The organism is Streptomyces callyspongiae (assembly GCF_047200695.1).
GTDB lineage: Bacteria > Actinomycetota > Actinomycetes > Streptomycetales > Streptomycetaceae > Streptomyces.
Genome location: NZ_JBJZOM010000007.1, coordinates 250,021 through 276,916 on the forward strand (window position 1 = coordinate 250,021; position 26,896 = coordinate 276,916).

Sequence of the window (26,896 nt, forward strand, 5' to 3'; positions counted from 1 at the left end):
GGGGAAGGAGACGGGGAAGTGAGCAACGGCTACAAGGTCGACCTCAGCGCCCTCGACGAGGTCATCAAGAAGCTGAACCAGGTTGTCGACGAGATGACCGGCGGACCGAAGACCCGCGCGAAGTACGAGACCGACATCCCGCCGGGGTGGTTCGGGAACGCCAACTTCAGTGAGGCAAGCGGGCTCCAGACGGAACACAAGAAGGTCAAGAGCCAGATCGAGGGCTACATCGAGAGCCTGGAGAACCTGATCGTCAAGTTCAGTTCGGACACCGCGCAGGTGCGCAAGAACTACGACGAGCAGGAGCAGAAGAACTCGCAGGGGCTCTCGAACGGTGGAGCCGGCCTCAAGTGAGTCGGATGTGCACCGCGAACGGTGGGGAGTGAACAGACGTGGGTATGTCCTACTCGAATCCGTCAGGTATGACGGCGGAGGAGCGTGCAGAGGTTCGGGAGGAGGCGAAGCGGGAGCATCACGAGCAAGGTCTCAGAGAACACCAAAGTGAGTCTGAGGCCTACGAGAATCTCAACGCGGCCTTCCCGCTGACGACGAACTTCCATGGGTTCGGTCTCAACGACCTGAAGGGCATGGTGGCCTCGGCCAAGCCCGACGAGATCAGGAACGTGGGCGAGAGCTGGAAGCATGTCCACAACCAGTTGGTGGGTCCTGACGGCTACGGGTTGGGCGACTGCGCCTATGGTCAGCTCAAGAAGGCAGTCGACAACGTCCTGCAGCACTGGGAGGGCCGGAGTGCCGACCGCTTCCGCGAACAGGCGTACAAGATCCTCAACAACATCTACAACACGGGACAGCACTGCGACACGGTCTCGCTTGCCATGAAGCAGGCGTCCGATGACCTGAGAGCCCAGAAAGCGCGGGTTGAGGCGCTTGAGGAGCCCAGTTGGTTCGACCGGGCGATGGACCGCCTCGGCGATTCGGGGCGTGACGACAAGTACACCCAGGAAGATGTCAAGAACAAGAACCTCCCGAAGGACTTGATCGCTGACATCAACGAAGACCAGCTCAGCGAGGGCAAGGAAGTCCAGCTCAAGGCAGTCGCCATCATGGAGACCCTAGGGCGGTCGTACGTCGGGTACACGAAGCGAATGGAAAGCAATCGGCGCGTGGACGAGAAGGATGGTGTGCCTTCCTCAGATCCAACTTCGCCTATGCCGACACCCATTCCGGCATTTTCTGGCTCCTCGGCAACGCCTAGTGGCGCTGGCCGTGGTACCTATGCGCCCTCCTCTAACGTTGGCACGAAGACACCAACTACAACCGGGCCGCGGGACGTCGGGATCTCCGGTGGCAAGCAGGTCCCCATCGGCAAGACCCAGCTCGACTCGGTGAAGCCTGGGTTGAGTGGTCCCAACCCAGAGACCGTTCCTGGCGGTGGCCCTCGCACGGCAGGGCCTGTTGCGAGCGGACCGACTGGTCCCCATGGAACCCCTGGCATTCCCAGCGGTGGTGGAGCACCGCGCACGACGCCCGGGAGTGACCGGAGGTCCGGCGGTCCGCGTGCAGGTATCCGTGGGACCGGCGCCGGATCCGGGAAAAGCACCGCTGGTGGAGGATTCCGGGGCAGGGCTGGCGGCGGTTCTGGCAGCGGGAGTCGCGGAGGCATTGGAAAGTCTGGTGGACGAGGCCCGCTCGCCCGTGCCAAGGGTGGCGTCGCTGGCGCGCCGAGGGGGATCGCGGGAGGCAGGCCTGCAACTCCCGGGGGAACCGGCCTCGGCAAGGGCCGCGGCGGCGCGTCGGGTTCCGGGTCCGGAAACCGTAAAACGCTTGCTGGGAGTGCCCGTGGATCCAATCAGCGGCCTGGCGAGGAGGAGAACGATCAGTTCGCACGTCCCGACTACCTCGTTGAGGATGAGGAGACCTGGACCCCGGAGGACAATCGCAGTACTCCCGGCACGATCGACTAGAAGTAGTCGTGGGTAACGGTTGAAGATGCGGAATGGCCCCCGCGAGAGAATCCTCCGCGGGGTCCGTTGTCGAAAGATGAAGAGGAGCAGAAGTTGAAACTCCGACAAGCGCTGCGTGTCGCGGGCGCCGGGGCGTTGACGGGAGTCCTACTCCTCGGATCCGCCCCGCTCGCGTCGGCGGATGACATTCGTGATCGACAGTGGGCGCTTGACGCCTTTGCGGCCGAGGACATCTGGAAGCACTCCACAGGCGAAGGTACCGTCGTTGCCGTGGTCGATAGCGGAGTTCAGGCTTCGCACCCTGACTTGAAAGGACGAGTTCTTGAAGGAAAGGACTATACGGGGGGCGGAAATGCTCACAAGGATTCTGTCGATCACGGAACAGGCCTAGCAGGGCTAATCGCCGGTCAGGGGCATGGACCTGACGGCAATTCAGGAGTCATGGGCCTTGCGCCGGGTTCAAAAATTCTACCCATTAAGTACACGAATTCAGATGTTGAATACGGAGGCAGTGTTACATTTGCTGAAGGTGTAAAATTTGCGGTCGACAAGGGTGCTGATGTAATCAATATTTCCCAAGTGAAATCCCGAAATGCTGATGAGCAGCACGCAATTGAATATGCTATCCAGCATGATGTTGTAGTGGTGGCCGGGACAGGGAATATTGGGGATAATATTGAAAACTTCCCAGCCGCTTACCCAGGTGTTGTTGCTGTTGGCGGCATCAACAATCAGGGCGAAGTTTGGGAGAAGTCGACGTGGGGATCGCATACGACGTTGGTGGCACCTGCCACCAATAATGTCGTTCCCAGTACAGACTACAAGTCTGGATATGCGATGGCGGATGGCACTTCTGATGCAACGGCCTACGTGTCTGCGGCGGCTGCGCTCGTGATCGCGGAGCATCCTGATCTCACAGCCGGTCAGGTGATCAATCGTCTGGTGAAGACGGCCAAGATCCCTACGGGTGAGGACGAGAACGCGAAGCTTCCTGACGAGAAGTTCGGTTATGGGATCGTGCGTCCGTTCCGTGCTGTGACGTACGACATTCCGGCGGGTCCTGAGGAAGGGCCGTTGGCTCAGTCGTCGCAGGGTGGTGCGGCTGCGTCGAGCGACGGGGACGGTTCTTCGGCGGTACCGGGTGAGGACTCGGCGTCCGAGGACGGCAGTGGCCTTGGCGTCGTGGTGCTTCCTGTCATCGTGGTGGTGGCTCTGGCGGTGCTCGGCCTGGTGATCGGCCTTGTGGTGAAGGGGCAGCGCAAGAAGCGGTCTCCTTTTGGCGGGGCCGGTCCTGGTGATCCTGGCGCTCAGTGGCAGTGGCAGGGCATGCCTCCTCAGCAGCCTGGTCAGCAGTACCAGCAGCAACCACAGCAGTTCTACGGACCTCCGAACTCCCCGCCGCCCCCCAATCACCCGCCGCAGCAGTGAGGTCCGGACCAACGTTCTCGCCCGCGCCGGCGGTGAGGACAGTCGCGCCTTTCCTCAGTGACGGGTAACAGGCAGGCTGTTCGTGATGCAGTAACGTCTTTTTCCTCAGCCCTCCCGTAGGGGTTGGAACCTCACGTGGCGCCGTGCGCGGGCTGTTACGCAGCCTTGTGGCAGACGTAGTACTGGAATACGTAGTCGTCCTGTCGCGCCGTGGTCTGCGCTACCCGGAGTCCGACGTTCTCCAGGTCGAATACGTCCAGCAGTACGGGGCTGTGGCCCAGGAGCACGACCGTTCCACCGTCGCGGACCGTCGCCACCAGTCTCGGCAGGATCTCCCGGGCTCGTCGCGTCGAGACGACCTCTGAGTTGAGGAACCGGCAGAAGAGGACGTCGACCGTGCCGGGCGCCGGTGCCGGGTCGAAGGCGTCGCCGACGTGCACCTCGTCGAGGCGGCGTGCGGCGTAGTCGACCATCTCCCGGCTGAGGTCCTGTCCGACGGTGCGGATCCGTGCCGGGTTGATGCCGGCGAAGTCCGCAAGGAAGTGGCCTGTCGAGCAGGCAGGGTCGTAAGCAGTGATGCTCTCCGTCGCGTCGGAGAGCAGGGGCCCGAACAGATCCCGCGTGTAGCGGCGCAGGTGCTCCTCGGCCACGTTCAGAGAGTCTGCGCGTTCCTCCGTGACCGGCCAGCCGTCGGGTGGGCTGGTCTCTTCCAGTCCACTCTCGTCGTGCGTCGCGAAGGGGTGCACGATCGGGGTGGTGGAGGAGATGGCGTCGAAGGCGGCACGTCGTCCAGTCACGTCGAGCGGGTGGAAGGTGACCCGGACACCCGTGTCCGAGGTGCGGAAGGTGTCGAGCCGGCCGACAACGTGATGCCAGTAGATCCGGCTGCACAACAGGCCCGGGGTGTCGTGGTACACGAAGTAGTCGGAGAGCGTCTTGTATCCGACGTGCCAGCGTTCGCTGATCCGGAACAGGAAGATCCGAGCCGGCTCGCCCGCGATGAACTCTTCCTGGACGCAGTACCCGCGTCCCTGCTGCCAGCGGGAGAAGTCACCCCGCTTGAGCTCCGCAGCGATCCTGGGCTCCTGCAGGTGACGGGGCGGCTGCAGGGAGGTACCGGGAGGCCCCGTCCGCCTGCGGCCGGGTTGTTCCGTCGCAGGCGCTTCACCGTCACACCTTTGCGGAAGCCTCTCCATCACCCGTCCCGGTTCGGGTCCGCCGAAGGGGCGTCCCAGTCGAGTTCGTGCGGTGTTTCCCTCTTCGTTCCGCCGCTCCCAGGGCGTTGACGTGTACGGGATCGGCGCCGACTGCGCACGCGGGAACGCATGTTGACGCCGAAGGAACACAGCAGCATCACCCAGGCCACGGCGATGAGGGAGGTCTCCGCGTCTGCCAGGCCGCTGACGACGCAAAGAACCCAAGCCGTCCCGGCCGCTGCCAGAAGCGTGATGAAGCGGACTCGTACAGCCGGGGGGTGGGGCCGGGAGGAGGAGCCGCTGCGACCCTCGCTTGCCTTGCTCACCCGGGTTCTCCCTTCTCGGTCTCCCTGCGTCGACCGGTCGGCAGGGAGGTGTGTCTCGACGTCAGGGCGCCGTCGCCAACCGTGCTTCGACTCGACTCGTCGACCAGCCACGGACTGCGCCCGAGTCCGGTGCAAGGGCGCCGCCGGTCTCCGTGACGGCGTACGGACTGAGGCGCCTCCTTCAACGAGCACATGGAATCGTATAATCAGCCACCGCCTCGAACGGCGGAAGGCTTCTCCCGGCGAATACGCTGATATTTGCCCGCGGATGTCTGTTTCGTTCGCTCTCCTTCGTGTGGGAAAGGTGTGCTCATGGGGGAACACTTCAAGACGGATACGAGTCAACTGGATCAATTCGTCCAAGCACTCAAGCAGGCCGTGGAGAACCTGAATGATGCCCGTACCTCGCTGTCCCAGGTGCGGGCCGACCAAGTGGGCACATCGCGGCTGGACGAGGCCTGCGACGACTTCCAGGAGCGATGGAAGTACGGAGCGGACCAGCTGAGCGAAATGATCGACAGCATCAGCGAAGGGGTCAAGGCGAACAAGCTCAGCTACGAGGAGATGGAGACCAACCTCTCCAAGTCGTTGCAGAAGATGGCCGACCAGGGAACGTCCGGTGGCACCGGCGGAGGCAAGTGATGGCCCACAATCCGTTCCCCCACCTCGGATGGAACCCCGTCCCCGGTATTCCCTCCGAAGTGGACTCTCTCGTCAGCAAAGTGAAGAAGGCAGCCGATGCTCTGCGCGACTCCCAGCGCAAGATCGACCGCCTGGTGGGAGAGAGCAGCTACTGGGAGGGTGATGCGGCGGACGCATTCCGCGGGGCGTTGGAGGGCGAGCTTCAGGAGTACATGAAGAACGCCGCCAGGTCGATGGAGAAGGCGACCGCGCACCTGAAGGCCTGGGACGAGAATCTCTCGTCGAACCGGGACCTCGCCAAGAAGTACGACGACGAGGCCAAAGAGAAGAAGGCCACCGCCGACGGGGCGAAAACGGCATACGACACGGCCTGCAAGGATCCCGACCTTAATTTGGGGGGGCGCGAGTATCCCAGTCAGGCGGAGGCCGATGCGGCGACCTCGAGACTGAAGTCGGCCGAGAAGCGCCTGCGGGAGGCCTCCACCACGCTGCAGAACGCCAACACGGCCTTCGACGAAGTCATCAAGAAGGCCAAGTCACTGGACGGGACGCACAAGCGCCAGGCGCAGAAGATCGCCGACCAGCTCGACCTGGCGGACGACAAGCTCGCCCCCAAGGAACCGGGGTGGCTGGAGAGCACCCTCGACACGATCGGCAACGGTCTCAAGTCCATCGGCGAGTTCCTCCTGGACCATGCCGGAACCATCGGTGCCATCGCGGGACTGCTGGCCCTGATGCCGACGCCGTTCGCCCCGATCTTCGCGGGTATTGCCATAGCGGCCAGCGCGGCATCCATGGGGAAGAACCTGGCGAGCGAAGACTTCCGGGACTCCCTCATGGGCGAGCACGGGTGGGGAGCGGGCCTCACGGCTTGGGGATCGATGGTCGGCGACGGGTTGGGGATGGTGCCCGGGGTCGGAGTGCTGGGCCGCGCGGGCGGCGAGGTCAGCATGGTGGCCGGAGTGGCTCGGGAGGGCGGCGAGGCCATGAGCGCAGGGGCCAAGCTCACCACGTTCGGCCGGGAGACGGCGAGCGCCTTCAACTACAGCGCCCTGGACGCCGCGACGAGCGCCAAGACGCTCGACTACGCCTTGAACGGTACGAACGTTGCCGCCAACTCGGTCTCCTCACTGGAGACCGAGGGAGTGCTCCCTGACGAAGGGGCCGGACACTACGCCAACGAGGGAGCGAAGGCCGGGATTGCCGGCGCAGGCGCCTCCGGCACGCTGACCCAGTTCGGGAGTGACATGGGTGACCTGATAGCGGGGCTCCGACTGTGAACGACGACCACACCACCGCCTCTCCGCGCCCGGCATTCTGGTACGAGATCCCGCACGGCTATCTGCAGGTGGACCTCCACTCCGGCGCGGAGCGGCTGGACGAGGTCGCCGCGCAGATCCGGGCCCTCCCCGAGGATCTCCGGGACCGGGCGGACCAGGTGTTCCGGCTGTACGCCCTCATCATGTGGGAGATGCAGCGGAACCGGGTCCAGGGCTGTGCCGTCGGCATGCACCCCGACGACGGGGATGGGGTGACCACGTCCGTGCTGACCGTCTTCAGCGTCGACACCCGGGGTACCAACCCGAAGGCGGCGCTGACGACGCTGATGGCTTCGGGCTTCGGTGACTCGACGGAGAGCGGAGTCGTCCCCGTCGAACTGCCCTGCGGCCTGGGGTTCCGCGCGGAGAGAGTGCGTCCGGCACCGGTACCGGGCCGGCCCGCCGACGGCGGTGACCAACCCGACGAGGAGCCCGTGTGGCAGGGCATGGTCGCCATTCCCGACATCCGTTCCTCGGCGATCATCGTGATGCAACTCGTCTCGGCCTCCGTGCATCTGGCCGACGACTACCGCAACGTCCTTCAGGGAGTCGCCGGTACGGTGTCCTTCACCGACCCGGCCCATGCCGGCGGCGCGGCAGGTGAGACCGAGCCGGCGCCGGGCTCCGCGGCAGAAGCAGTGAGGAACGACTTCGGATGACACCCGACGAGCAGACAGCGCAGCGCCGGCCGGCCGGCGGTCCCTCCACCCTCCGCCGTGTCGGGTTCTGGACCGCCCTCTTCGCCGCCTTCTACGGCCTCACCCTCTTTGTGCTGACCGACGGCTGGTTTCTGCTGGCCATGCCCGGCATCATCGGCCTGGCGACAGTGGGAGCAATCCTCGCCTGGGCGGTCCTGAATACCGGACAGCCGAAGACCGTCCCCTTCGCCACGGACGGCAGCGATCCGCAGGGCCCGCTCACGTTCCACCGTGCGGCGCTGCTCAAGCGCTACCTCCTGTTGTTGGCGCTCGTCGCACTCCTCGTCGGCCTCGTCGTGACAGTGCGGAGCGACTACCTGATCCCGCTGGCGCCCCTGGCAGTCCTGCTCTTCATCGTGGGCACGCAGACGATGACGGCAGCGCTCGTCACGGCCAGCCGCTGCTCCCGGGTGCTGAAGGTGTATCCCTTCACGTACCGGGAGCCGGTGAAGATCCTGCACCGTGCGCGGGGCGGAAAGCAGCTCTTCCGCCTGGGCAGCGGCGAGCAGGAGTCGCCGAAACTGGTCGGCACGCAACTCGGTGGCGAGAAGGACTGGGGCAAGCGGATCGGGGACGGCGCACACTTCGCCGGTGACGACCTCTACGGCGGTGTCCTCCTCGTGCCCGACTCCGGCGAGCTGGTGTGGGTCAAGCCCGTCGACGGCCCCGCGCTCGCACCCCACCGCACCTCGGTATCACCGGAACGCCGGGACAGGGCCGCACAGGCGGGCCTGTCCCAGACCTAGAACCGTGACGGATCCCGGTCGGCCCGGGGCCGCGACGAGAGGAACGCAAGGGTGCCTGCCGGTATGACGCATCAGGAAGTCCCCCCGCACCCGACGGCGTTCGGGCATCCTGAAACACGGGTGGCCTGGGAACGGACCCGGAACCGGATCAGGCTGCGGTTCTGCCTCTGGACCGTCGTCTTCGTGGCCCTGCTCGCTCTGAGCAGCATCATGAACGCCGCCGCCGGCGTGGAGTACGCGCGTGGGGGCAGCAACCAACTCGCGCCGATGATCGGGGCCCTCGCCGTCCTCTGGTACCCGTTCGCGCTCTACTCGTGCCTGCGGGCGCTCTCCCGGTTGAAGAAGGCGCGCAGGGTGCTGGAGGCGTTCCCCTGGCAACCGCTCTCCCGGGTGCGGAAGTCCGGCAGGGACAGCGAGGGTTTCTCGATCCACCTGCCGCTCGGGGCAGCCCTCTCCGGGCCGGACCAGGAGGAGAACGGAACGGTGTCACCCACGATGGTGGCGCGCGACCCGCGGCGTTGGACCCGATGGGACGAGCGGGTGGAACGCGGTGCCTGGTTCGCAGGCGACCCGAGCCGCTGGGGCGTCCTGGCCGTCCCCGGCGGGACGGGGCTCATGACCGTCCAGCGTTCCCGGGCGAATCTCTCCGCCGACCGCACCGACGCCACGCGGGACCTCAGGGCCGTGCTCGACGCTGCTCCGGTGCGCGGCTGACGCTCGGCCGGTCGACCTCAGGAGCCCGCCTCGCCGTTCGATTCGGTCTCCGGTGCCGGGTGCAGGTCGAACTCGCCGTCGCGGGCACCGAGCACGAACGCATGCCACTCGGCCGCCGTGTAGCGCAGCACCGTGCCGGGATCCTTGGAGTTCCGCATCGCCACCGCCCCGCCGGGCAGGTGCGCGATCTCGACGCGTTCCTCGTCCGGATCGCCGGGTGCGGACTCCCACACGGCGCCGGAGATGTCCATCGCGTACAGCTCGTCCTTCTCCTGCTGTGTGCCCATGGCTGGTCGCTCCCTGCGTCGTGAGTCGATCGACGGTGGAGACCTGGTGGCGGGCCGGCCCCCTCGTCATGGCGCCGACGTCATCTTTTCACGGAGCGTCCCCGCAGGTGTGCCCGACGACGCCATCCGGGCACCCGGATCTCGGCCTGCGCCCACGACACGGAGGGAGGGCTCGGAGGCGCATGCGCCTCCGAGCCCTCCCTCCGGTCGGAGTGCATCGGCTGCACGCCGATGCCCGCTCAGAACTGCGCCGGCATCCAGCCCGTCTGGACGAGCTGCCCACCGCGGCGGCGGGTCTGGAAGTATCCGCGTCCGGGAGGCAGCTGCGCGGGCGGTGTATTGCCCAGCAGCGGCCCCTCCGACCTGTCTCCGGAGAGCACCACGCCCTGGGAGCCCAACTCCTTCATCCGCTGCATCACCGGCTCGTACAGGGCACGGCTGGCGCCGCCGGACGAACGCGCCAGGATGACGCGGAGGCCGACGTCGCGCGCGAACGGCAGGTACTCCAGCAGCGGCATCAGGGGGTTCTGCCCGGTGGCCACCAGGTCGTAGTCGTCGATGATGACGAAAGCGTCCGGGCTGTCGTACCAGCTGCGGTTGCGCAACTGCTCCGGTGTGACGTCCGGGCCCGGCATGCGCCGGGACATGGAGCCCGCGAGACCCTCGAGGGTCTCCTGGAGAGCCGGAGCGGCCGCGCAGTACCGGGACATGTGCGCTTCCGGCACCCCCTGCAGGTGGGCGCGCCGGTAGTCGCCGACGACGATCTTCGCCTGGTCGGGCGTGTACCGCTGGGTGATCTGGTGGATGAGCAGCCGCAGCAGGGCGCTCTTGCCGGATTCGCTCTCCCCGAAGACCACGAACAGCGGGTCGGTTTCGAAGTTGACGAACACCGGACGGAGCGTGCTCTCGTCGATGCCGAAGGCGATGCCGTGCTCGGGGTAGTCCGACCCCTTCGGAAGCCGCGACGCCTCGAGCATGGTCGGCAGCAGACGTACTGCCGGGGCGGGGTCGCCCGTCCAGTGCTCGTTGATCGACTGGATCGTCTGCCGCGTCGCGTCCGAGAGGTCCTCCACCGTCGAGGAGCCGTCGATGCGCGGCAGTGCCGTCATCAGATGGAGCTTGTCCGGGCTGAGGCCGCGTCCGGGCATCGCCGCCGGCACGTTCGCCGCCACCTTGCGGTCGATCTCCGACTCCGACGGGTCGCCCAACCGCAGTTCGACGCGGTTCTGCAGCAGGTCCTTCAGGGCCGGACGCACCTCGGTGTAGCGCGCTGCGGTCAGGACCAGGTGGACACCGAAGCCGAGACCGCGCTGGGCGATGTCGGTGATGTCCCCCTCGAGCATCTCGTAGTCCGTCTTGAACGTCGCCCAGCCGTCGATGACCAGGAAGACGTCGCCCCACTTCTGGTCCGGGAGCTGTCCGGCCGCCCGGCGCTGCCGGTACGTGGCGATCGAGTCGACGTTGTGGGCGCGGAAGTACTCCTCACGTTCGTTGAGGATCGACATGACCTCGCTGACGGTTCGGCGCACCTTCTCGCCGTCGAGTCGGTTGGCGACGCCGCCGACGTGGTGCAGCTCCTCCATCGCCAGCAGCGAGCCTCCACCGAAGTCCAGGCAGTAGAACTGCACTTCGGAGGGGGTGTGCGTGAGGGCGAACGACGTCATCAACGTCCGGACCATGGTCGACTTGCCCGACTGCGGGCCACCGATGAGCAGGCCGTGCCCCGCCGCACCGGAGAAGTCCCGGTAGAGCACGTCGCGGCGCTGTTCGAACGGCTTGTCCAGCAGGGCGACCGGTACCGCGAGCCTGCCCAGGGCGGTGTAGTCCGGAGCGGTGAGGCCCCGCTCCTGCGTGCCGGAAAGCGCCGGCAGCAACTGGTCGAGGGACGGGGCCTCGTCCAGCGGCGGCAGCCACACCTGGTGCGCGGACGGGCCCTGCCCGACCATCTTCTGGACGATCACGTCGAGCACCGTGTCGGCGAGTGCGTCGTCGACCTGCTCCGGGGCCTCCTCGACCTCCGGCTCCGGCACCGCCGGCAGCGCGACGGGAGCGGCGGTGAACAGTACGGGCTTGCTGTGGCCCGACCGGCTCACCCGGGTCGGTCCCGCCGCGCGATGGACGCCCGAGACGTAGGCCGCCTTGAACTGCACCATCGTCTCGGTGTCGTACTTGAGGAAGCCCGCACCCGGCACGTTCGGCAGGTGGTAGGCGTCCGGCACGCCGATCGCGGTGCGCGACTCGGCCGCGGAGAAGGTGCGCAGGCCGATGCGGTACGAGAGGAACGTGTCCAGGCCGCGGAGCTTGCCCTCCTCCAGACGCTGCGAAGCCAGGAGCATGTGCACGCCCAGCGAACGGCCGATGCGGCCGATCTGGATGAACATCTCGATGAAGTCCGGCTTCGCCGCCAGCAGTTCGCTGAACTCGTCGATGATCAGGACGAGCGAGGGCATCGGGTCCAGCGCGGCGCCGGCCGCACGGGCCTTCTCGTAGTCGGTGATGTTGGCGTAGTTGCCCGCTTTGCGGAGCAGTTCCTGGCGCCGGTTCAGTTCACCCGTGATGGCGTCGCGCATCCGGTCGACCAGGGTCAGTTCGTCGGCGAGGTTCGTGATGACCGCGGAGGTGTGCGGCATGTCCGCCATGCCGGTGAAGGTCGCACCGCCCTTGAAGTCCGCGAGGATGAAGTTGAGCGTCTCCGAGGAGTGCGTGACCGCGAGTCCCAGTACGAGCGTGCGGAGCAGCTCGGACTTGCCGGAACCGGTCGCACCGACGCACAGACCGTGCGGGCCCATGCCTTCCTGCGAGGCCTCCTTGATGTCGAGCATGACCGGCTCGCCCTCACCGCCGATACCGATCGGTACGCGCAGCCGTTCGTGCAGCGACCGCGGCCGCCATGTGCGGGACACGTCGACGGAACCGGCGTCGCCGATTCCCATCAGGTCGGTGAAGTCGAGGTTCGACAGCAGGGGTTCGCCTTCCTCCCCGCTGCCCATGCGGAACGGCGAGAGCTGACGTGCCAGGGCCTCCGCCTGCTCGTAGGTCAGTGCGTCGGCCGTGCCGGAGTAGGCCGATTCCTGACCCACGTACAGGTCCAGCTTCTCGTCCCGCACGTGGACGGTGAGACCGCCGGACATCTGATCGTCGAGCGTGCCCGGCGCGACCTCGATGAAGGTGACGCCCTGCAGCCCTTCCGCACCGGCGAGCACGGACTCGGGCGGGATGGAGCCGCCGTCGAGGATCACCACGAGGTGCGGCTGGTCGGCCACCGGAGCGCCGTCCCGGTTCCACCTGGGGCGGCCCTCGAGCTGACTCGCCAGGGACTCCTCCAGCCCACCGAGATCGTCGAAGAAGAGACGTGCCTGGCCGGCGCCGTCGGACTGGGAGGGGTGCTGGCAGTGCGGCAGCCATTTCGTCCAGTCCCACTCGGCCATCGAGCCCGGGTGGGCGACGACCGCGACCATGAGCTCCTCGGGGGAGTGCAGTGCGGCCAACTGCCCGACGGACGCCCGGACGTTGCCGTAGACCTCATCCGTTCCGCCGGTCACCACGACGTGGTAGAAGGCGCGCAGACTGACGGCGATCGGGAGGTCCGGGAGGGAGCGGTGAATGTCCAGGAAGGACTGCATCGCCTCACCGGTGAGAGGCTCCAGTTCGTCCTTCGGGGCTGTTTCCGGCGCCACCAGCGGAGTGTTCAGCTGCTGCCAGCCGATACCGATGCGGACCGAGGCGAAGTCGTTGTCCGAGGGGCGGCGTTCCCAGAGGCGTTTGCTGTCACCGACGATCGCCCACAACTGGTCCGGAGCCGGGTGCTGGTACAGCTGCGCGTGCCGCTGCTTCTCCGCGGTCTTCCGGACGTCTCCCCGCACTTGATCGAGATAGCGGAAATAGTCCCGTCGTTCCTGACTCATCTGCGCCCGGCCACCGCGCCGCGCCTTGACCACCTGGGCCAGTGCCATGGCGACCGTGGAAACGGCCATCAGGCCCCCGACGACCTTCATATAGGGCTGTGAGCCCGGCATGAAGAAGAATGCGACCGAGCCGCCCATGCCCATGATGGGCAGAAGATTCATCCAGATGTCGTTGTCGCCGTCCCTCGGGAGTTCCGGCGGTGATTCCAGCCGTACTTCCCCCTCCGGCACGGTCGGCGGCATGACCCGTGGCTGCCGCTTCACGATGACCACACTCACCGATACATCAGTCCTTCACGATAATTTCGCAATTTCGCACCGACGCCCCCGCCTCTGCAACAGCTACCGGTCGTGCCGGCGCCGATCCTAGTCGGTTCGTCGCTCAGCGGACTCCGGGAGGACGGAGAGAGCGGCGGGAGCGGTATGGTGACCGGCACCTTCCTCAAGTGGCTCGGCGGTGGGGAAGTTTGGGCGGTACGGCGATTCCGCGGTACGCGGGCCCGGGATGTCTGTAATTCAGCGAGATGCCGAATCTTCCGCAGTAGGCAAGGGGGAACAGCAAGGTGGCCACGACAGCGACCAGCTTCTGCCGTGTGACGGTGGTGGCTCCCAGCGGGCGCATCGACGTCGCACTGCCCGAGGGCGTGCCGCTCTCCGACGTGTACCCGGAGATCGCCCGGCTGTCCGGCGGCGCGGCCGAGGGATCGCTCTCCGGCTACCACCTGGTGCGCCGGGACGGCAGGGCCCTGGAAGCGGGTCTCTCCCTCGCGGGGAACGGCATCCGCGACGGCGAGGTGCTGCTGCTGCGGCCGTTCGCCGACTCGCTCCCCGCGGCCGTCTTCGACGACGTCAGCGACGCGATCGCCGCCACCGTTCGACAGGACCGCACGCTGTGGAACGACGGCCTGATGCGCGTCGCCGGCCTGACGGGCGGAGGCGTGCTCCTCGGACTCATGGCCTTCGCCCTGTGGTTCGCCGACCCGGTCGGGCACGACATGCACGCCCTGCCCGGCATCATCGCCGGCGCTACCGGCGTGCTGCTGGTCGTGCTCGCCTGCGTGCGGGCGCGGGTGTACGAGGACCGTGCCTCGTCGATCGCCCTCGGTCTGGGCGCCATGCCCCACCTCATGATCGCCGGGTCCGGACTGCTCCCCCTCGCCGAGGGCTCCGGGATCGGCAGGCTCCAGTTCCTGCTCGGGTGCGTGGCGGTGCTCCTCGCCTCCGCCGTCCTGATCGCGATCACCCCGCGCGGGGACGGCCCCTTCGTGGCCACTGCCGTGGCCTCGGCCGTCGGCACTCTGATCACCTTCGTCGCCGTCGTGACACGCATCGAGCCCGTCGAGGCGGCAGCCGTCGCGGTGCCCCTGGCCGTCGGCACCATCGCCTTCCTGCCGGGACTCTCCGCGCGCTTCGCCCGGCTGCCCATCGGCTTCGAGCCGCGGGAGGGCGGCCAGGGCCGGAACCAGGGCGGCGGCCGCGAGCTTCAGGGCCCCGTCGACGCCGAGCGGATCGCCGCGCAGGCCCGCCGCGGCCACGAGATGCTCGTCGGTCTCGTCGGCGGCTGGTGCCTGGTCCTCGTCGGCGCCGCCTCCGTCCTCGGCTTCTCGGACACCAGCTGGGGGCAGCTGCTCGCCTTCGCCGCCGGCATCGCCATGCTTCTGAGGGCCCGGTTGTTCCGCTACACCGCCCAGGTCGCCTGCGCGCTGACGGCGGGCCTCGCGGCTCTCGCACTGCTCGCCCTCGGTCTCGCCCTGAACCCGCCGACCGCCCTCGTGCGTGACATGGCCCTGGGCGACAGCAGCGGCATGGACTTCCGTACCATCTGGATCACCGCGTCCCTGGCCGCCGCGGCCGCGCTGGTCACCGCGATCGGACTGATCGTGCCGCGCACCGGCCTGACGCCGTTCTGGGGCCGCTTCATGGAGATGTCGGAGACCTTCGTGCTGCTCTCCCTCATCCCGCTGACACTGGCCGTGCTGGACGTGTACGCCGAGGTGCGCGGGCTCATCGGAGGCTGACCCGCGGCGCTGGTAGGATGGCTCGGCCGCCCGAGTGACCGAAGAATCCCTGTGACGAAGACCGGGGACGCTCGGTGGCACGATCCGATAGAGGAGTACGCGTGTCGTCTCTCGACGCTGCCCGGAAGAAGTCGATCATCTCCGAGTTCGCCACCAAGGAGGGTGACACCGGCTCCCCGGAGGTCCAGGTCGCTCTGCTGTCCGCGCGCATCTCGGACCTCACCGAGCACCTGAAGATGCACAAGCACGACCACCACTCCCGCCGGGGTCTGCTGCTGCTGGTCGGCCAGCGCCGCCGCCTGCTGCAGTACCTGGCGAAGAAGGACATCCAGCGCTTCCGTGCGCTGGTCGAGCGCCTCGGCATCCGCCGCGGTGCCGCAGGCGCCCGCTAGCAGGTGAGCGAGGGGAGCGGCTCCCACGACACGGGAGCCGCTCCCCTTCCCGTATCTCACGGGAGCCGGAAGCTGAGTAACCTGGTTCCCGGAAGTACAGAACGAACGACACGACGAGTACCGGGTGGGGCGCGTCCCACCGACGCCGGTCCTCGGTAGTGGCCCCCGGACGCAGCGCGAGTCCACGCGCACGCTCCCGGGTGCTTCGATCGAAGACCGGCACCGCACAGGGAGCGCCTCGCCGCATGACGGCCCGCCGCCGCACGGGCGACGGGCACACGACGAGGAGACATCCCTGGTGGAGAACGAGACCCACTACGCCGAAGCCGTGATCGACAACGGTTCCTTCGGCACCCGCACCATCCGTTTCGAGGCGGGCCGGCTGGCCAAGCAGGCCGCCGGATCCGCCGTGGCGTACCTGGACGACGACACCATGGTGCTGTCGGCCACCACCGCCTCGAAGACCCCGAAGGACCAGCTCGACTTCTTCCCGCTGACGGTGGACGTCGAGGAGCGCATGTACTCCGCGGGCAAGATCCCCGGTTCCTTCTTCCGCCGCGAGGGCCGCCCGAGCGAGGACGCGATCCTCACCTGCCGCCTGATCGACAGGCCGCTGCGCCCCTCCTTCCGCAAGGGCCTGCGCAACGAGATCCAGATCGTCGAGACGATCATGGCGCTCAACCCCGACCACCTCTACGACGTGGTCGCGATCAACGCCGCCTCCTGCTCCACGCAGCTGGCCGGACTGCCGTTCTCCGGCCCGATCGGCGGCACCCGTGTCGCCCTCATCCGCGGTCAGTGGGTGGCCTTCCCCACGCACACCGAGCTCGAGGACGCCGCGTTCGACATGGTCGTCGCGGGCCGCGTCCTGCCCGACGGCGACGTCGCCGTCATGATGGTGGAGGCCGAGGCCACGGAGCGGACCGTCGAGCTGGTCAAGGGCGGCGCCGAAGCGCCGACCGAGGAGGTCGTGGCCGCCGGCCTGGAGGCCGCGAAGCCCTTCATCAAGGTGCTCTGCCGCGCCCAGTCCGACCTGGCCGCCAAGGCCGCCAAGCCCACCGGCGAGTTCCCGATCTTCCCGGACTACCAGGACGACGTGCTCGACGCCCTCACCGAGGCCGTCCGGGACGAGCTCGCCCAGGCGCTGACGATCGCCGCCAAGCAGGAGCGCGAGGCCGAACTGGACCGCGTCAAGGGCCTGGCCGCGGAGAAGCTGCTCCCACAGTTCGAGGGGCGCGAGAAGGAGATCTCCGCCGCCTACCGCTCGCTGACCAAGACCCTGGTGCGCGAGCGCGTCATCAAGGAGAAGAAGCGCATCGACGGCCGCGGGGTCACCGACATCCGCACCCTCGCCGCCGAGGTCGAGGCAATCCCGCGGGTCCACGGCTCGGCGCTGTTCGAGCGCGGCGAGACCCAGATCCTGGGCGTCACCACGCTGAACATGCTGCGCATGGAGCAGCAGCTGGACACCCTCTCGCCGGTGACCCGCAAGCGCTACATGCACAACTACAACTTCCCGCCGTACTCCGTCGGCGAGACCGGTCGTGTCGGCTCCCCCAAGCGCCGCGAGGTCGGTCATGGTGCGCTCGCCGAGCGCGCGCTGACCCCGGTGCTGCCGACGCGTGAGGAGTTCCCCTACGCGATCCGTCAGGTGTCCGAGGCCCTCGGCTCGAACGGCTCGACCTCCATGGGCTCGGTCTGCGCCTCCACCATGTCGCTGCTGAACGCCGGTGTGCCGCTGAAGGCCCCCGTCGCCGGCATCGCCATGGGCCTGATCTCCCAGGAGATCGACGGCGAGACGCACTACGTGACGCTCACGGACATCCTCGGCGCCGAGGACGCCTTCGGCGACATGGACTTCAAGGTCGCCGGTACGCGCAACTTCGTGACCGCCCTGCAGCTCGACACCAAGCTCGACGGCATCCCCGCCTCGGTGCTCGCCGCGGCCCTCAAGCAGGCCCGCGACGCCCGGCTGCACATCCTCGACGTGATGAACGAGGCCATCGACGTCCCCGACGAGATGTCGCCGAACGCGCCGCGGATCATCACCGTCAAGATCCCGGTCGACAAGATCGGAGAGGTCATCGGCCCCAAGGGCAAGATGATCAACCAGATCCAGGAGGACACCGGCGCCGACATCACGGTCGAGGACGACGGCACGATCTACATCGGTGCCGCCGACGGCCCGGCCGCCGAGGCCGCCCGCACCACGATCAACGGCATCGCGAACCCCACGATGCCCGAGGTCGGCGAGCGCTACCTGGGCACGGTCGTCAAGACCACCACCTTCGGTGCCTTCGTCTCGCTGCTGCCGGGCAAGGACGGTCTGCTGCACATCTCGCAGATCCGCAAGCTCGCGGGTGGCAAGCGCGTCGAGAACGTCGAGGACGTGCTGGGCGTCGGCCAGAAGGTCCAGGTCGAGATCGCCGAGATCGACCAGCGCGGCAAGCTGTCCCTCATCCCCGTCCTGGAGGACGAGGAGAACGGCTCCGACGACGGGAAGGACGACGCCTCCAAGTGACGGCAGAGTCCCGCGCGACGGCCCGCCCCGCACTCCGGGGGCGGGCCGTCGCCCGTACTTCCACGCTTCTCGCGGGAGAGGACGGTGCCGGCACCGTCCGCCGTACCGTGCTGCCCGGCGGACTCCGGGTGGTCACCGAGACCCTGCCGACCGTCCGCTCGGCGACCCTCGGCATCTGGGCGCACGTCGGCTCCCGCGACGAGACGCCCGAGCTCAACGGCGCCACCCACTACCTGGAGCACCTGCTCTTCAAAGGGACCCGACGGCGCTCCGCACTCGACATCTCCGCCGCCCTGGACGCCGTCGGCGGTGAGATGAACGCCTTCACCGCGAAGGAGTTCACCTGCTACTACGCGCGGGTCCTCGACACCGACCTGCCGCTCGCCATCGACGTACTCGGCGACATGCTCACCGATTCCGTCATCGCGCAGGAGGAGGTCGACGCCGAACGCGGCGTCATCCTCGAGGAGATCGCGATGACGGACGACGACCCCGGCGACTGCGTGCACGACCTGTTCGCCCGCACCATGTTCGGTGACACCGCGCTGGGGCGCCCCGTGCTCGGCACCGCGGACACGGTCGACGCACTCACCCGCGACCGGATCGCCCGCTTCTACCGCGACCACTACGATCCGCCGCACCTGGTGGTCGCCGCCGCCGGGAACCTCGACCACGACGCCGTGGTGCACCGGGTCCGCGACGCCTTCGAGCGCAGCGGGGCCCTGTCCCGCTCCGAGGGCGCCGAACCGGTCGCCCCGCGGAGCGGCACCCGCGCCCTGGGCGGCGGCGGACGCGTGGACGTCCTGGAGCGCGGGACCGAACAGGCCCATGTGGTGCTCGGCATGCCCGGCGTCTCACGGAACGACGAACGCCGCTGGGCCCTCGGAGTGCTCAGCGCCGCACTCGGCGGTGGCATGAGCTCCCGCCTCTTCCAGGAGATCCGGGAGCGGCGCGGCCTCGCCTACAGCACCTTCGCCCACACCTCCGGGTTCGCCGACTGCGGCCTGTTCTCGGTGTACGCGGGCTGCCGGGCGAACCAGGTGCCCGAGGTGCTGAAGATCTGCCGTGACGAACTCGACGACGTGGCCCGCAACGGCCTCACCGACGAGGAGGTCCGCCGCGCCGTCGGGCAACTGTCCGGCTCCACCGTGCTCGGACTGGAGGACACCGGGGCCCTGATGCACCGCCTCGGCAAGAGCGAACTGTGCTGGGGCGAACAGATGTCGGTCGACGAGATGCTCGCCCGGATCGCGGCCGTCACCCCCGACGACGTACGCGCCGTCGCCCGGGACGTGCTGACCGCCCGGCCGTCGCTGTCGGCGATCGGGCCCCTCACCGACCGGCAGACCGCCCACCTCCACGAAGCCGTTTCCTGAAAGCACCATCCACACGAGGACGCAACAGACATGAGCACGCTGCGGGTCGCCGTCATCGGCGCCAAGGGCAAGATGGGTTCCGAGGCCGTCAGGGCTGTCGAGGCCGCCGACGATCTCGAACTGGCCGCCGCCGTCGACCGCGACGACGACCTGACGGCCCTCACCGACGCCGGGACCCAGGTCGCCGTCGACCTGACCCACCCCGACGCGGTGATGGGCAACCTCGAGTTCTGCGTCCGGCACGGCATCCACGGAGTCGTCGGAACGACCGGGTGGACCGACGAGCGCCTGGACCGGCTGCGGGAGTGGCTCGCGGCGTCCCCGGGCACCGGTGTCCTGATCGCCCCCAACTTCGGCATCGGCGCCGTACTGACCATGCGCTTCGCCCGGCAGGCGGCCCGGTTCTTCGAATCCGTCGAGGTCGTCGAGCTGCACCACCCGAACAAGGCCGACGCGCCGAGCGGCACCGCGGCCCGCACCGCGCAGCTGATCGCCGACGCCCGCCGCGAAGCCGGATGCGGCCCGCAGCCCGACGCGACCTCCACCGCCCTGGACGGTGCGCGCGGTGCGGACGTCGACGGAGTGCCGGTGCACGCGGTGCGCCTGCGGGGCCTCGTCGCCCACCAGGAGGTCCTGTTCGGCGACGAGGGCGAGGTCTTCACCCTCCGCCACGACTCCATGAACCGCTCCTCCTTCATGCCCGGCGTGCTGCTCGGCGTGCGGCGCGTCGTCTCCGTGCCCGGCCTGACCTACGGGCTCGACGCCTTCATGGATCTGGACTGAGCCCGGTGCGCGCACGCCTCACCTACACCGCGGTCGCCGCCGTGCTCGTCGTGTACTTCGTGCTCGTCGGCAGCCGCGGTGTGGTGCTCCTCGAACAGGGCACACCCGTCACGATCGCTCTCGGCGCCGCTGTGCTGGTGCTGCCGGTCATCGGGCTGTGGTTCCTCTGGCACACCACGCGCTTCGCGCGCTCCGCGGGCCGGCTCGCCCGCGAACTCGAGGCCGAGGGCGGACTGCCCGTCGACGAACTGGAACGCACCCCCTCGGGCCGCATCGACCGCGCCTCCGCCGACGCCGTGTTCGCCGCGCGCAAGGCCGAGGCGGAGCGTGAACCGGACGACTGGCGCACCTGGTTCCGCCTGGCTGTCGCCTACCACGACGCCCGCGACACACCGCGTGCCCGCAAGGCCATGCAGCGGGCGATCGCGCTGCACGACGGACGGACGCCCCCGGCCGGCTGAGTCCTGCCGCAGCCCGTCCACCGGGCGCCCTCCGCCCCGGCATCCGCGGGCCCTCCGCCGTGCGATAGGAACGGACGTGCACGGCCACACCGCCGTGGCCGGGGACGACAGGAGGACGGACATGACGGAATCCGGAACGCGCACCGCTTTCCCCGCAGCACTCCCGCAGGTCTGCGGAGTCGTGGGCGGGGGACGCATGGGGGCCGGCATCGCGCATGCCCTGCTGCTCGCCGGCAGCGAGGCCGTGGTGCTGGAGCGCGACACGGACGCCGCCGCGGCCGCTGCCGGACGCGTCGAACGCGCCATGAGGGCGAGCGCGGACCGCGGAAAGATCGACGACCCGGCTCCGCTGCTGAAGAGACTGCGCACCGCGACGCGCTACGAGGACCTGTCGGGCTGCGGGCTCGTCGTCGAGGCCGTGCCGGAGGACCTGGACCTCAAGCTGACCACCCTGCGCGCCGTCGAGGACGCGGTGGCAGCGGGCACGGTCATCGCCTCCAACACCAGCAGCATCTCGCTGGACACCCTCGCCCAGGCACTGGCCCACCCCGAGCGCGTACTGGGCCTGCACTTCTTCAACCCCGTTCCGGCCAGCAGACTCGTCGAGGTCGTCCTCGCCCCCGCCACCGGGGACGCGCTTCGGGAGCGCGCGGTCGCCTGGGTCGAACAGCTCGGCAAGACCGCGGTGGTGGTGCACGACGCCCCCGGCTTCGCGAGCAGCCGGCTCGGGGTCGCACTCGGCCTGGAAGCCATTCGGATGGTCGAGTCGGGTGTCGCCTCCGCGGAGGACGTCGATGCCGCGATGAGCCTCGGCTACGGACACCCCACCGGCCCGCTGAAGCTCACCGACATCGTCGGTCTGGACGTCAGGCTCGGCATCGCCCGCTACCTGGAGCGCGAACTCGGTCCGCGCTTCGCTCCGCCGGCGCTGCTCGTCGAGAAGGTGGAGCAGGGCCACCTGGGCCGCAAGAGCGGGCGCGGTTTCTACGAGTGGCCCGGGAAGGCGTGACCCCGTCGGCGGGTCCGGACGACGTGCCGGGCCCGCCGACGGACCTCAGTCCTGCCGTGACGCCTGCCCGTGGGCGCGCGCCTCGGCGGCCCACCCCTCGATGACGTCCGCCGCCCGGTCGAAGGCCTCGGGACGGTTGAGGAAATCGGCGTTGTGCGTGGTGAGTACGTAGCGCAGCGGCGCGCCGCCGCCGCTGCGCACGATTTCCAGCGCCTGCCCCTGAACCGTGCGCGGCAGCCCCAGCCACTTCACCGGCTGCTGCCGCGTGCGCACCGCCCCCACGTCGGACCAGCGCAGCGTCACCGTGTGGAACAGGGCGACCTGCCGCAGCCCGTCCCGGTTCACCCAGACGCCCACGCGCAGCAGTCGCAGTGCGAGAGCGGCGGTCACGACGGCCACACCCACGAACACCAGGGCGCCGGAGGCCTGGCCCGTCAACGCGAGGACCAGCGACGAGATCAGCACGTACGACGTCAGCAGCAGCAGGACGGCAGATGCCGCCACCCGCCACGGCCCGATCCGGTAGGGCCGACGTCTGTCGGTGCGCCCCTCGAACGGGAGCGCGCGGTCCGGGCCGAGGACGTGCTCGACCGGAGCGTGGTCGGTCGTCAGGAAGTTCAGGGGCACGGCGATTCCTCGGTCACGGGGTGGTCATCTCTGTGCCGGTGAGACTAACGAGACGCCTGCGTCCCGGCCACCCCGGCCCCGCACCTGCCGGCCGGGGCGTGTGGCGGCCCGTGCTGTCGGCGGCTCCCCGTAGGCTGAACGCCGCCGCTTGCCACCGAGCGGCGAGGTACGCACGTGGAAGGAACCACCGGTGACCGAAGCCGACACCGCAGCCGACACCGCAGCCCCCAGTCCTCGCTTCCGCAGCGACGTGACGGTCGAGCTGGTCAAGCACAGCGCGGCCGACACCGACGTGCTGTGGGCCGCTCGCGTCTCGACTGCGGGAGAGCAGTCCCTGGACGAGCTCCGGAAGGATCCGGAGCGGTCCAAGGGCCTCATCAACTACCTGATGCGGGACCGGCACGGCAGCCCCTTCGAGCACAACTCGATGACCTTCTTCGTGAGCGCGCCACTGTTCGTCTTCCGCGAGTTCCACCGGCACCGGGTCGGGTGGTGCCTGGCGGGAGACACCCGCATCGCCCTCCTCCGGGCGGACGGTTCCCTCCGGACGAGCACCGTCGCGCAGCTCCACCACGAGTGGCAGCGCCGTCAGGGGGCCCCGGAGCGGCAGCCGCTCCGGGTCCGCTGCTACGACGAGCAGGAGCTGACGCCGCGGAGCACACCTGTCGTCGACGTGATCGCCTCCGGTGTGAAACCGCTCCTGGCGTTCACGACCCGCTCGGGCGACGGCGTGCTGCGCTGCTCCGCGGATCACGCGATCCTCACGCCGGACGGTTGGCGGAAGGCGGGCGAACTCGCTGTCGGCGACTTCGTCATGACGGACGGGGCGCGGCGCGGCCCGGAGGGGCCGGAAGCCGGGAGCGATCCCGCCGAGCCGGACGAGATCGTGGCGGTGGCGCCCGACGGCGAGGAAGAGACCTTCGACCTGTCGGTGGAGGGCCCCTGGCACAACTTCGTCGCCGAGGGCGTCGTGGTCCACAACTCCTACAACGAGGAGTCCGGCAGGTACCGCGAGCTGCAGCCCGTCTTCTACGTGCCCGACGCCTCGCGCAAGCTGGTGCAGCAGGGGCGTCCCGGCAAGTACGAGTTCGTCGAGGGCACGTCGGAGCAGCTGGACCTGGTCGGCGACGCCCTGACGGGTTCCTACGAGCAGGCGTACGCGGCCTATCAGGAGATGCTGGCGGCCGGAGTGGCCCGTGAGGTGGCTCGGGCGGCGCTGCCGGTCGGGTTGTACTCGTCGATGTACGCCACCTGCAACGCCCGGTCCCTCATGCATTTCCTCGGCCTGCGCACCCAGCACGAACTGGCCAGGACGCCGTCGTTCCCGCAGCGGGAGATCGAGATGGTGGCCGAGCAGATGGAGGCCCGGTGGGCGGAGCTGATGCCGCTGACGTACGCGGCCTTCAACAGGAACGGGCGCGTCGCGCCCTGACGCGGAAGGGGGGCGCGGTGGGGGAGGTGCGCCGGGGCAGTGGCCCGTCCCGGAGCTGCGGGTACGCCGGTGATCGCCGCGATGGCGCACTGTGTCCGTATTGCGCCGTTTCGAGAAGTTCCTCTACTGTGGACGAACGGACCCGGCACTGCCTGAACCCCCGAGCAGGCAGTGCCGGTGTCCTTTCGTCCGCACCCGAGGGCGCGACCAGCCGTCCGCTGCGAGTAGCGTGGGACCCATGGCTCCGACCTCCACACCGCAGACGCCCTTCGGGCGGGTCCTGACCGCGATGGTCACGCCGTTCACCGCGGACGGCGCGCTCGACGTCGACGGCGCCCAGCAGCTCGCCGTCCATCTGGTCGACGCCGGCAACGACGGGCTGATCGTCAACGGAACCACCGGCGAGTCCCCCACCACGAGCGATGCGGAGAAGGCCCGGCTCGTGGAGGCCGTCGCGGAAGCTGTCGGAGACCGCGCCCACGTCGTCGCGGGTGCCGGAACCAACGACACCGCACACAGCCTGAAACTCGCCCGGGAGGCGGAGAAGGCCGGGGCCCACGGCCTCCTCGCGGTGACGCCCTACTACAGCAAGCCGCCGCAGGAAGGGCTCTACCGCCACTTCACCGCCATCGCCGACGCCACCGATCTGCCGGTGATGCTCTACGACATCCCCGGGCGAAGCGGTGTCCCGATCAACACCGAGACTCTCGTCCGGCTCGCCGAGCACCCCAGGATCGTCGCCAACAAGGACGCCAAGGGCGACCTCGGGCGGGCCAGCTGGGCCATCGCGACGAGCGGTCTGGCCTGGTACAGCGGTGACGACATGCTCAACCTCCCGCTGCTGTCCGTGGGGGCCGTGGGGTACGTCTCGGTCGTCGGCCACCTGGTCGCACCCGAGCTGCGCGCCATGCTGGAGGCCCATGTCAGCGGCGACGTCGTCAAGGCCACCGAGATCCACCAGAAGCTGCTCCCGGTCTTCACCGGGATGTTCCGTACCCAGGGCGTCATCACCTGCAAAGCCGCGCTCGCCCTGCAGGGCCATCCCGGCGGTCCGCTGCGGATGCCCCTCGTCGAGTTGTCGCCCGAGGAGACGCACCAGCTCAGGCACGATCTTGCCGCGGGTGGGGTACACCTCTAGTCACAGACTTCACAACTGCATACCGACGAACTCATCTGCAAGTGCACACATATCGCTCGCGCCACGTGCCCTGGAGGGGCGCGTGGCGCGAGTGGTGAGGAGAGTCCTTTGAGTCATCCGCACCCCGAGCTCGGCCCTCCGCCGGAGCTCCCCGAGGGCGGCCTCCGCGTCACCCCGCTCGGCGGCCTGGGCGAGATCGGCCGCAACATGACCGTTCTGGAGTTCGGCGGACGCCTGCTCATCGTCGACTGCGGCGTGCTCTTCCCCGAGGAGGAGCAGCCCGGCATCGACCTGATCCTGCCGGACTTCAGTTCGATCCGGGACAGGCTGGACGACATCGAGGGCATCGTGCTCACCCACGGGCACGAGGACCACATCGGCGGTGTCCCCTACCTGCTGCGCGAGAAGCCGGACATTCCACTGATCGGCTCCAAGCTCACGCTGGCCCTCATCGAGGCGAAGCTTCAGGAGCACCGCATCCGGCCGTACACGCTCCAGGTGAGCGAGGGCCATCGGGAGCGCATCGGGCCGTTCGACTGCGAGTTCGTCTCGGTGAACCACTCGATCCCGGACGCCCTGGCCGTCGCTGTGCGCACCCCCGCGGGCCTGCTGGTCCACACGGGTGATTTCAAGATGGACCAGCTCCCGATGGACGGCCGGCTCACCGACCTGCGGGCCTTCTCCCGACTGGGGGAGGAGGGCATCGACCTGCTGCTGTCCGACTCCACCAACGCGGAGGTGCCCGGATTCGTCCCGCCGGAGCGGGACATCTCCCAGGTCATCCGCCAGGTGTTCGCCGGCGCGCAGAAACGCATCATCGTGGCGAGCTTCGCCTCCCACGTGCACCGCATCCAGCAGATCCTGGACGCCGCGCACGAGTACGGCCGCAGAGTGGCCTTCGTCGGTCGGTCGATGGTCCGCAACATGGGCATCGCGCGGGATCTCGGCTACCTGAACGTCCCCGCCGGTCTCCTCGTCGACGTCAAGGCGCTCGACGACCTTCCGGAGGACGAGGTGGTGCTGGTGTGCACCGGCTCGCAGGGCGAGCCCATGGCGGCGCTCTCCCGGATGGCCAACCGGGACCACCAGATCCGCATCGTCGACGGGGACACCGTCATCCTGGCGTCGTCGTTGATCCCGGGCAACGAGAACGCGGTGTACCGCGTGATCAACGGCCTGACCCGGTGGGGTGCCGACGTGGTGCACAAGGGCAACGCGAAGGTGCACGTCTCGGGCCACGCCTCGGCCGGCGAGCTGCTGTACTTCTACAACATCTGCCGGCCGAAGAACCTGATGCCGGTGCACGGCGAGTGGCGCCACCTCCGGGCGAACGCCGAACTGGGTGCGCTCACCGGCACCCCGCGGGACCGTGTGGTGATCGCCGAGGACGGCGTGGTCGTCGACCTCGTCGAGGGCCGCGCGAAGATCAGCGGGAAGGTCCAGGCCGGCTATGTCTACGTCGACGGGCTCTCGGTCGGCGATGTCACCGAGTCCTCGCTGAAGGACCGTCGGATTCTCGGGGACGAGGGCATCGTCTCCGTCTTCGTGGTGGTGGACAGCAGCAGCGGCAAGATCGTGGGCGGCCCCCACATCCATGCCCGGGGGTCCGGCATCGACGAGTCCGACTTCGGTGCCGTCGTCCCGAAGATCGAGGAGGCCCTGGGCAAGGCGGCCCAGGACGGTGTGGCCGAACCGCACCAGCTCCAGCAGCTGGTGCGCAGGGCGGTCGGACGGTGGGTGTCCGACACCTACCGGCGGCGTCCGATGATCCTGCCGGTGGTCGTGGACGTGTGACGTCAACGAGGAGCGAGGCGCCCCGATTTGCATCGCGGCGCCTCGCTCCAGTACGTTTACGGCTCCACCGCGACGGGAAACGGGTTCCGCCCGAAGGACCGTGGTGTTCAGCGGAAATCGGACCGGTCATCGGGATGAAAAACCTCTGATACGGTGGAG

General features: G+C 68.6%; 21 protein-coding genes and 3 pseudogenes. 20 read left to right on the forward strand and 4 right to left on the reverse strand.

Annotated elements, in window-relative coordinates; genetic code table 11:
• The first annotated feature begins 18 nt into the window (after positions 1-18).
• From ACL06G_RS09295 to mycP, 3 genes are all read left to right on the forward strand, one after another.
• Positions 19-354: a hypothetical protein gene (locus ACL06G_RS09295; RefSeq protein ID WP_412785125.1), complete on the forward strand. Its 336-nt coding sequence runs from the start codon at positions 19-21 to the stop codon at positions 352-354.
• A 38-nt stretch (positions 355-392) separates the two neighbouring features.
• Positions 393-1,925 (forward strand): WXG100 family type VII secretion target, encoded by a 1,533-nt coding sequence (locus ACL06G_RS09300; RefSeq protein ID WP_412835709.1) that lies wholly within the window; start codon positions 393-395, stop codon positions 1,923-1,925.
• 66 nt (positions 1,926-1,991) lie between these two features.
• Positions 1,992-3,353, forward strand: coding sequence for a type VII secretion-associated serine protease mycosin (gene mycP, locus ACL06G_RS09305; protein WP_412835710.1), 1,362 nt, complete (start codon positions 1,992-1,994; stop codon positions 3,351-3,353).
• 155 nt (positions 3,354-3,508) lie between these two features.
• Here mycP and ACL06G_RS09310 read toward each other — a convergent pair whose 3' ends face one another.
• A complete protein-coding gene (locus ACL06G_RS09310; protein WP_412835711.1) occupies positions 3,509-4,549 on the reverse strand; it encodes a class I SAM-dependent methyltransferase in 1,041 nt (346 codons plus the stop codon).
• 638 nt (positions 4,550-5,187) lie between these two features.
• Between ACL06G_RS09310 and ACL06G_RS09315 the strand changes: the two genes are divergently transcribed.
• The 5 genes from ACL06G_RS09315 to ACL06G_RS09335 all read left to right on the forward strand — a co-directional run bounded on the left by ACL06G_RS09315 (position 5,188) and on the right by ACL06G_RS09335 (position 8,994).
• The gene (locus ACL06G_RS09315; RefSeq protein WP_503167819.1) at positions 5,188-5,517 is read left to right on the forward strand and encodes a DUF6317 family protein; all 330 of its coding nucleotides are present in this window, start codon (positions 5,188-5,190) and stop codon (positions 5,515-5,517) included.
• Entirely contained in the window at positions 5,517-6,797 is a 1,281-nt protein-coding gene (locus tag ACL06G_RS09320; RefSeq protein WP_412835712.1) for a WXG100 family type VII secretion target, read from the forward strand. The genes ACL06G_RS09315 and ACL06G_RS09320 overlap by 1 nt, the downstream gene beginning before the upstream one ends.
• A complete protein-coding gene (locus ACL06G_RS09325; protein ID WP_412785119.1) occupies positions 6,794-7,495 on the forward strand; it encodes a hypothetical protein in 702 nt (233 codons plus the stop codon). Before ACL06G_RS09320 ends, ACL06G_RS09325 begins: the two co-directional genes overlap by 4 nt.
• Positions 7,492-8,280, forward strand: coding sequence for a hypothetical protein (locus ACL06G_RS09330; protein ID WP_412785118.1), 789 nt, complete (start codon positions 7,492-7,494; stop codon positions 8,278-8,280). The genes ACL06G_RS09325 and ACL06G_RS09330 overlap by 4 nt, the downstream gene beginning before the upstream one ends.
• Positions 8,281-8,343: 63 nt before the next feature.
• Positions 8,344-8,994, forward strand: coding sequence for a hypothetical protein (locus ACL06G_RS09335; RefSeq protein WP_412835713.1), 651 nt, complete (start codon positions 8,344-8,346; stop codon positions 8,992-8,994).
• 17 nt (positions 8,995-9,011) lie between these two features.
• Here ACL06G_RS09335 and ACL06G_RS09340 read toward each other — a convergent pair whose 3' ends face one another.
• Together ACL06G_RS09340 and eccCa are read right to left on the reverse strand one after the other, a co-directional pair.
• The gene (locus tag ACL06G_RS09340) at positions 9,012-9,281 is read right to left on the reverse strand and encodes a DUF397 domain-containing protein (RefSeq protein ID WP_412785116.1); all 270 of its coding nucleotides are present in this window, start codon (positions 9,279-9,281) and stop codon (positions 9,012-9,014) included.
• Positions 9,282-9,520: 239 nt separating this feature from the next.
• Positions 9,521-13,465 (reverse strand): type VII secretion protein EccCa, encoded by a 3,945-nt coding sequence (eccCa, locus tag ACL06G_RS09345; RefSeq protein ID WP_412785115.1) that lies wholly within the window; start codon positions 13,463-13,465, stop codon positions 9,521-9,523.
• Between the two features lie 284 nt (positions 13,466-13,749).
• On the opposite strand from eccCa, the gene eccD reads away from it, so the two are divergent.
• From eccD to ACL06G_RS09380, 7 genes are all read left to right on the forward strand, one after another.
• A complete protein-coding gene (gene eccD, locus ACL06G_RS09350; protein WP_412785114.1) occupies positions 13,750-15,204 on the forward strand; it encodes a type VII secretion integral membrane protein EccD in 1,455 nt (484 codons plus the stop codon).
• A gap of 101 nt (positions 15,205-15,305) precedes the next feature.
• Positions 15,306-15,596 carry a 30S ribosomal protein S15 gene (rpsO, locus tag ACL06G_RS09355; RefSeq protein ID WP_237321438.1) on the forward strand — a complete coding sequence of 97 codons (291 nt, stop codon included), beginning with the start codon at positions 15,306-15,308 and terminating at the stop codon, positions 15,594-15,596.
• A 298-nt stretch (positions 15,597-15,894) separates the two neighbouring features.
• The gene (locus ACL06G_RS09360; protein WP_412785113.1) at positions 15,895-18,117 is read left to right on the forward strand and encodes a polyribonucleotide nucleotidyltransferase; all 2,223 of its coding nucleotides are present in this window, start codon (positions 15,895-15,897) and stop codon (positions 18,115-18,117) included.
• Complete coding sequence (locus tag ACL06G_RS09365; RefSeq protein ID WP_412785112.1) at positions 18,114-19,493, forward strand: M16 family metallopeptidase; 1,380 nt, start codon at positions 18,114-18,116, stop codon at positions 19,491-19,493. The genes ACL06G_RS09360 and ACL06G_RS09365 overlap by 4 nt, the downstream gene beginning before the upstream one ends.
• 30 nt (positions 19,494-19,523) lie before the next feature.
• Entirely contained in the window at positions 19,524-20,276 is a 753-nt protein-coding gene (gene dapB / locus ACL06G_RS09370) for a 4-hydroxy-tetrahydrodipicolinate reductase (protein WP_412785111.1), read from the forward strand.
• 5 nt (positions 20,277-20,281) lie between these two features.
• Positions 20,282-20,737 carry a tetratricopeptide repeat protein gene (locus ACL06G_RS09375; RefSeq protein ID WP_412785110.1) on the forward strand — a complete coding sequence of 152 codons (456 nt, stop codon included), beginning with the start codon at positions 20,282-20,284 and terminating at the stop codon, positions 20,735-20,737.
• A gap of 121 nt (positions 20,738-20,858) precedes the next feature.
• Complete coding sequence (locus ACL06G_RS09380) at positions 20,859-21,746, forward strand: 3-hydroxyacyl-CoA dehydrogenase family protein (RefSeq protein ID WP_412835714.1); 888 nt, start codon at positions 20,859-20,861, stop codon at positions 21,744-21,746.
• Between the two features lie 45 nt (positions 21,747-21,791).
• Here the strand turns inward: ACL06G_RS09380 and ACL06G_RS09385 are convergent, their stop codons facing one another.
• The gene (locus tag ACL06G_RS09385; protein ID WP_412835715.1) at positions 21,792-22,373 is read right to left on the reverse strand and encodes an SCO5741 family PH domain-containing membrane protein; all 582 of its coding nucleotides are present in this window, start codon (positions 22,371-22,373) and stop codon (positions 21,792-21,794) included.
• Positions 22,374-22,563: 190 nt separating this feature from the next.
• Between ACL06G_RS09385 and ACL06G_RS09390 the strand changes: the two are divergent.
• From ACL06G_RS09390 to ACL06G_RS09410, 5 genes and pseudogenes are all read left to right on the forward strand, one after another.
• Positions 22,564-22,866 (forward strand): annotated as a pseudogene (locus ACL06G_RS09390) (FAD-dependent thymidylate synthase); the annotation flags it as partial.
• 321 nt (positions 22,867-23,187) lie between these two features.
• Positions 23,188-23,349, forward strand: a pseudogene (locus tag ACL06G_RS09395) (hypothetical protein); the annotation flags it as partial.
• A gap of 6 nt (positions 23,350-23,355) precedes the next feature.
• Positions 23,356-23,805: pseudogene (gene thyX / locus ACL06G_RS09400) on the forward strand (FAD-dependent thymidylate synthase); the annotation flags it as partial.
• 238 nt (positions 23,806-24,043) lie between these two features.
• Positions 24,044-24,943, forward strand: coding sequence for a 4-hydroxy-tetrahydrodipicolinate synthase (gene dapA, locus ACL06G_RS09405; protein ID WP_412785107.1), 900 nt, complete (start codon positions 24,044-24,046; stop codon positions 24,941-24,943).
• Between the two features lie 108 nt (positions 24,944-25,051).
• The gene (locus tag ACL06G_RS09410; RefSeq protein ID WP_412785106.1) at positions 25,052-26,737 is read left to right on the forward strand and encodes a ribonuclease J; all 1,686 of its coding nucleotides are present in this window, start codon (positions 25,052-25,054) and stop codon (positions 26,735-26,737) included.
• The last annotated feature ends 159 nt before the right edge of the window (positions 26,738-26,896 follow it).

Excerpts from the sequence above, each read along its gene's own strand:
- ACL06G_RS09310 (WP_412835711.1), bottom strand. The coding sequence starts at position 4,549 with ATGGAGAGGCTTCCGCAAAGGTGTGACGGTGAAGCGCCTGCGACGGAA.
- ACL06G_RS09315 (WP_503167819.1), top strand. The coding sequence starts at position 5,188 with ATGGGGGAACACTTCAAGACGGATACGAGTCAACTGGATCAATTCGTC.
- ACL06G_RS09320 (WP_412835712.1), top strand. The coding sequence starts at position 5,517 with ATGGCCCACAATCCGTTCCCCCACCTCGGATGGAACCCCGTCCCCGGT.
- ACL06G_RS09330 (WP_412785118.1), top strand. The coding sequence starts at position 7,492 with ATGACACCCGACGAGCAGACAGCGCAGCGCCGGCCGGCCGGCGGTCCC.
- ACL06G_RS09335 (WP_412835713.1), top strand. The coding sequence starts at position 8,344 with ATGACGCATCAGGAAGTCCCCCCGCACCCGACGGCGTTCGGGCATCCT.
- ACL06G_RS09340 (WP_412785116.1), bottom strand. The coding sequence starts at position 9,281 with ATGGGCACACAGCAGGAGAAGGACGAGCTGTACGCGATGGACATCTCC.
- dapB (WP_412785111.1), top strand. The coding sequence starts at position 19,524 with ATGAGCACGCTGCGGGTCGCCGTCATCGGCGCCAAGGGCAAGATGGGT.
- ACL06G_RS09380 (WP_412835714.1), top strand. The coding sequence starts at position 20,859 with ATGACGGAATCCGGAACGCGCACCGCTTTCCCCGCAGCACTCCCGCAG.
- dapA (WP_412785107.1), top strand. The coding sequence starts at position 24,044 with ATGGCTCCGACCTCCACACCGCAGACGCCCTTCGGGCGGGTCCTGACC.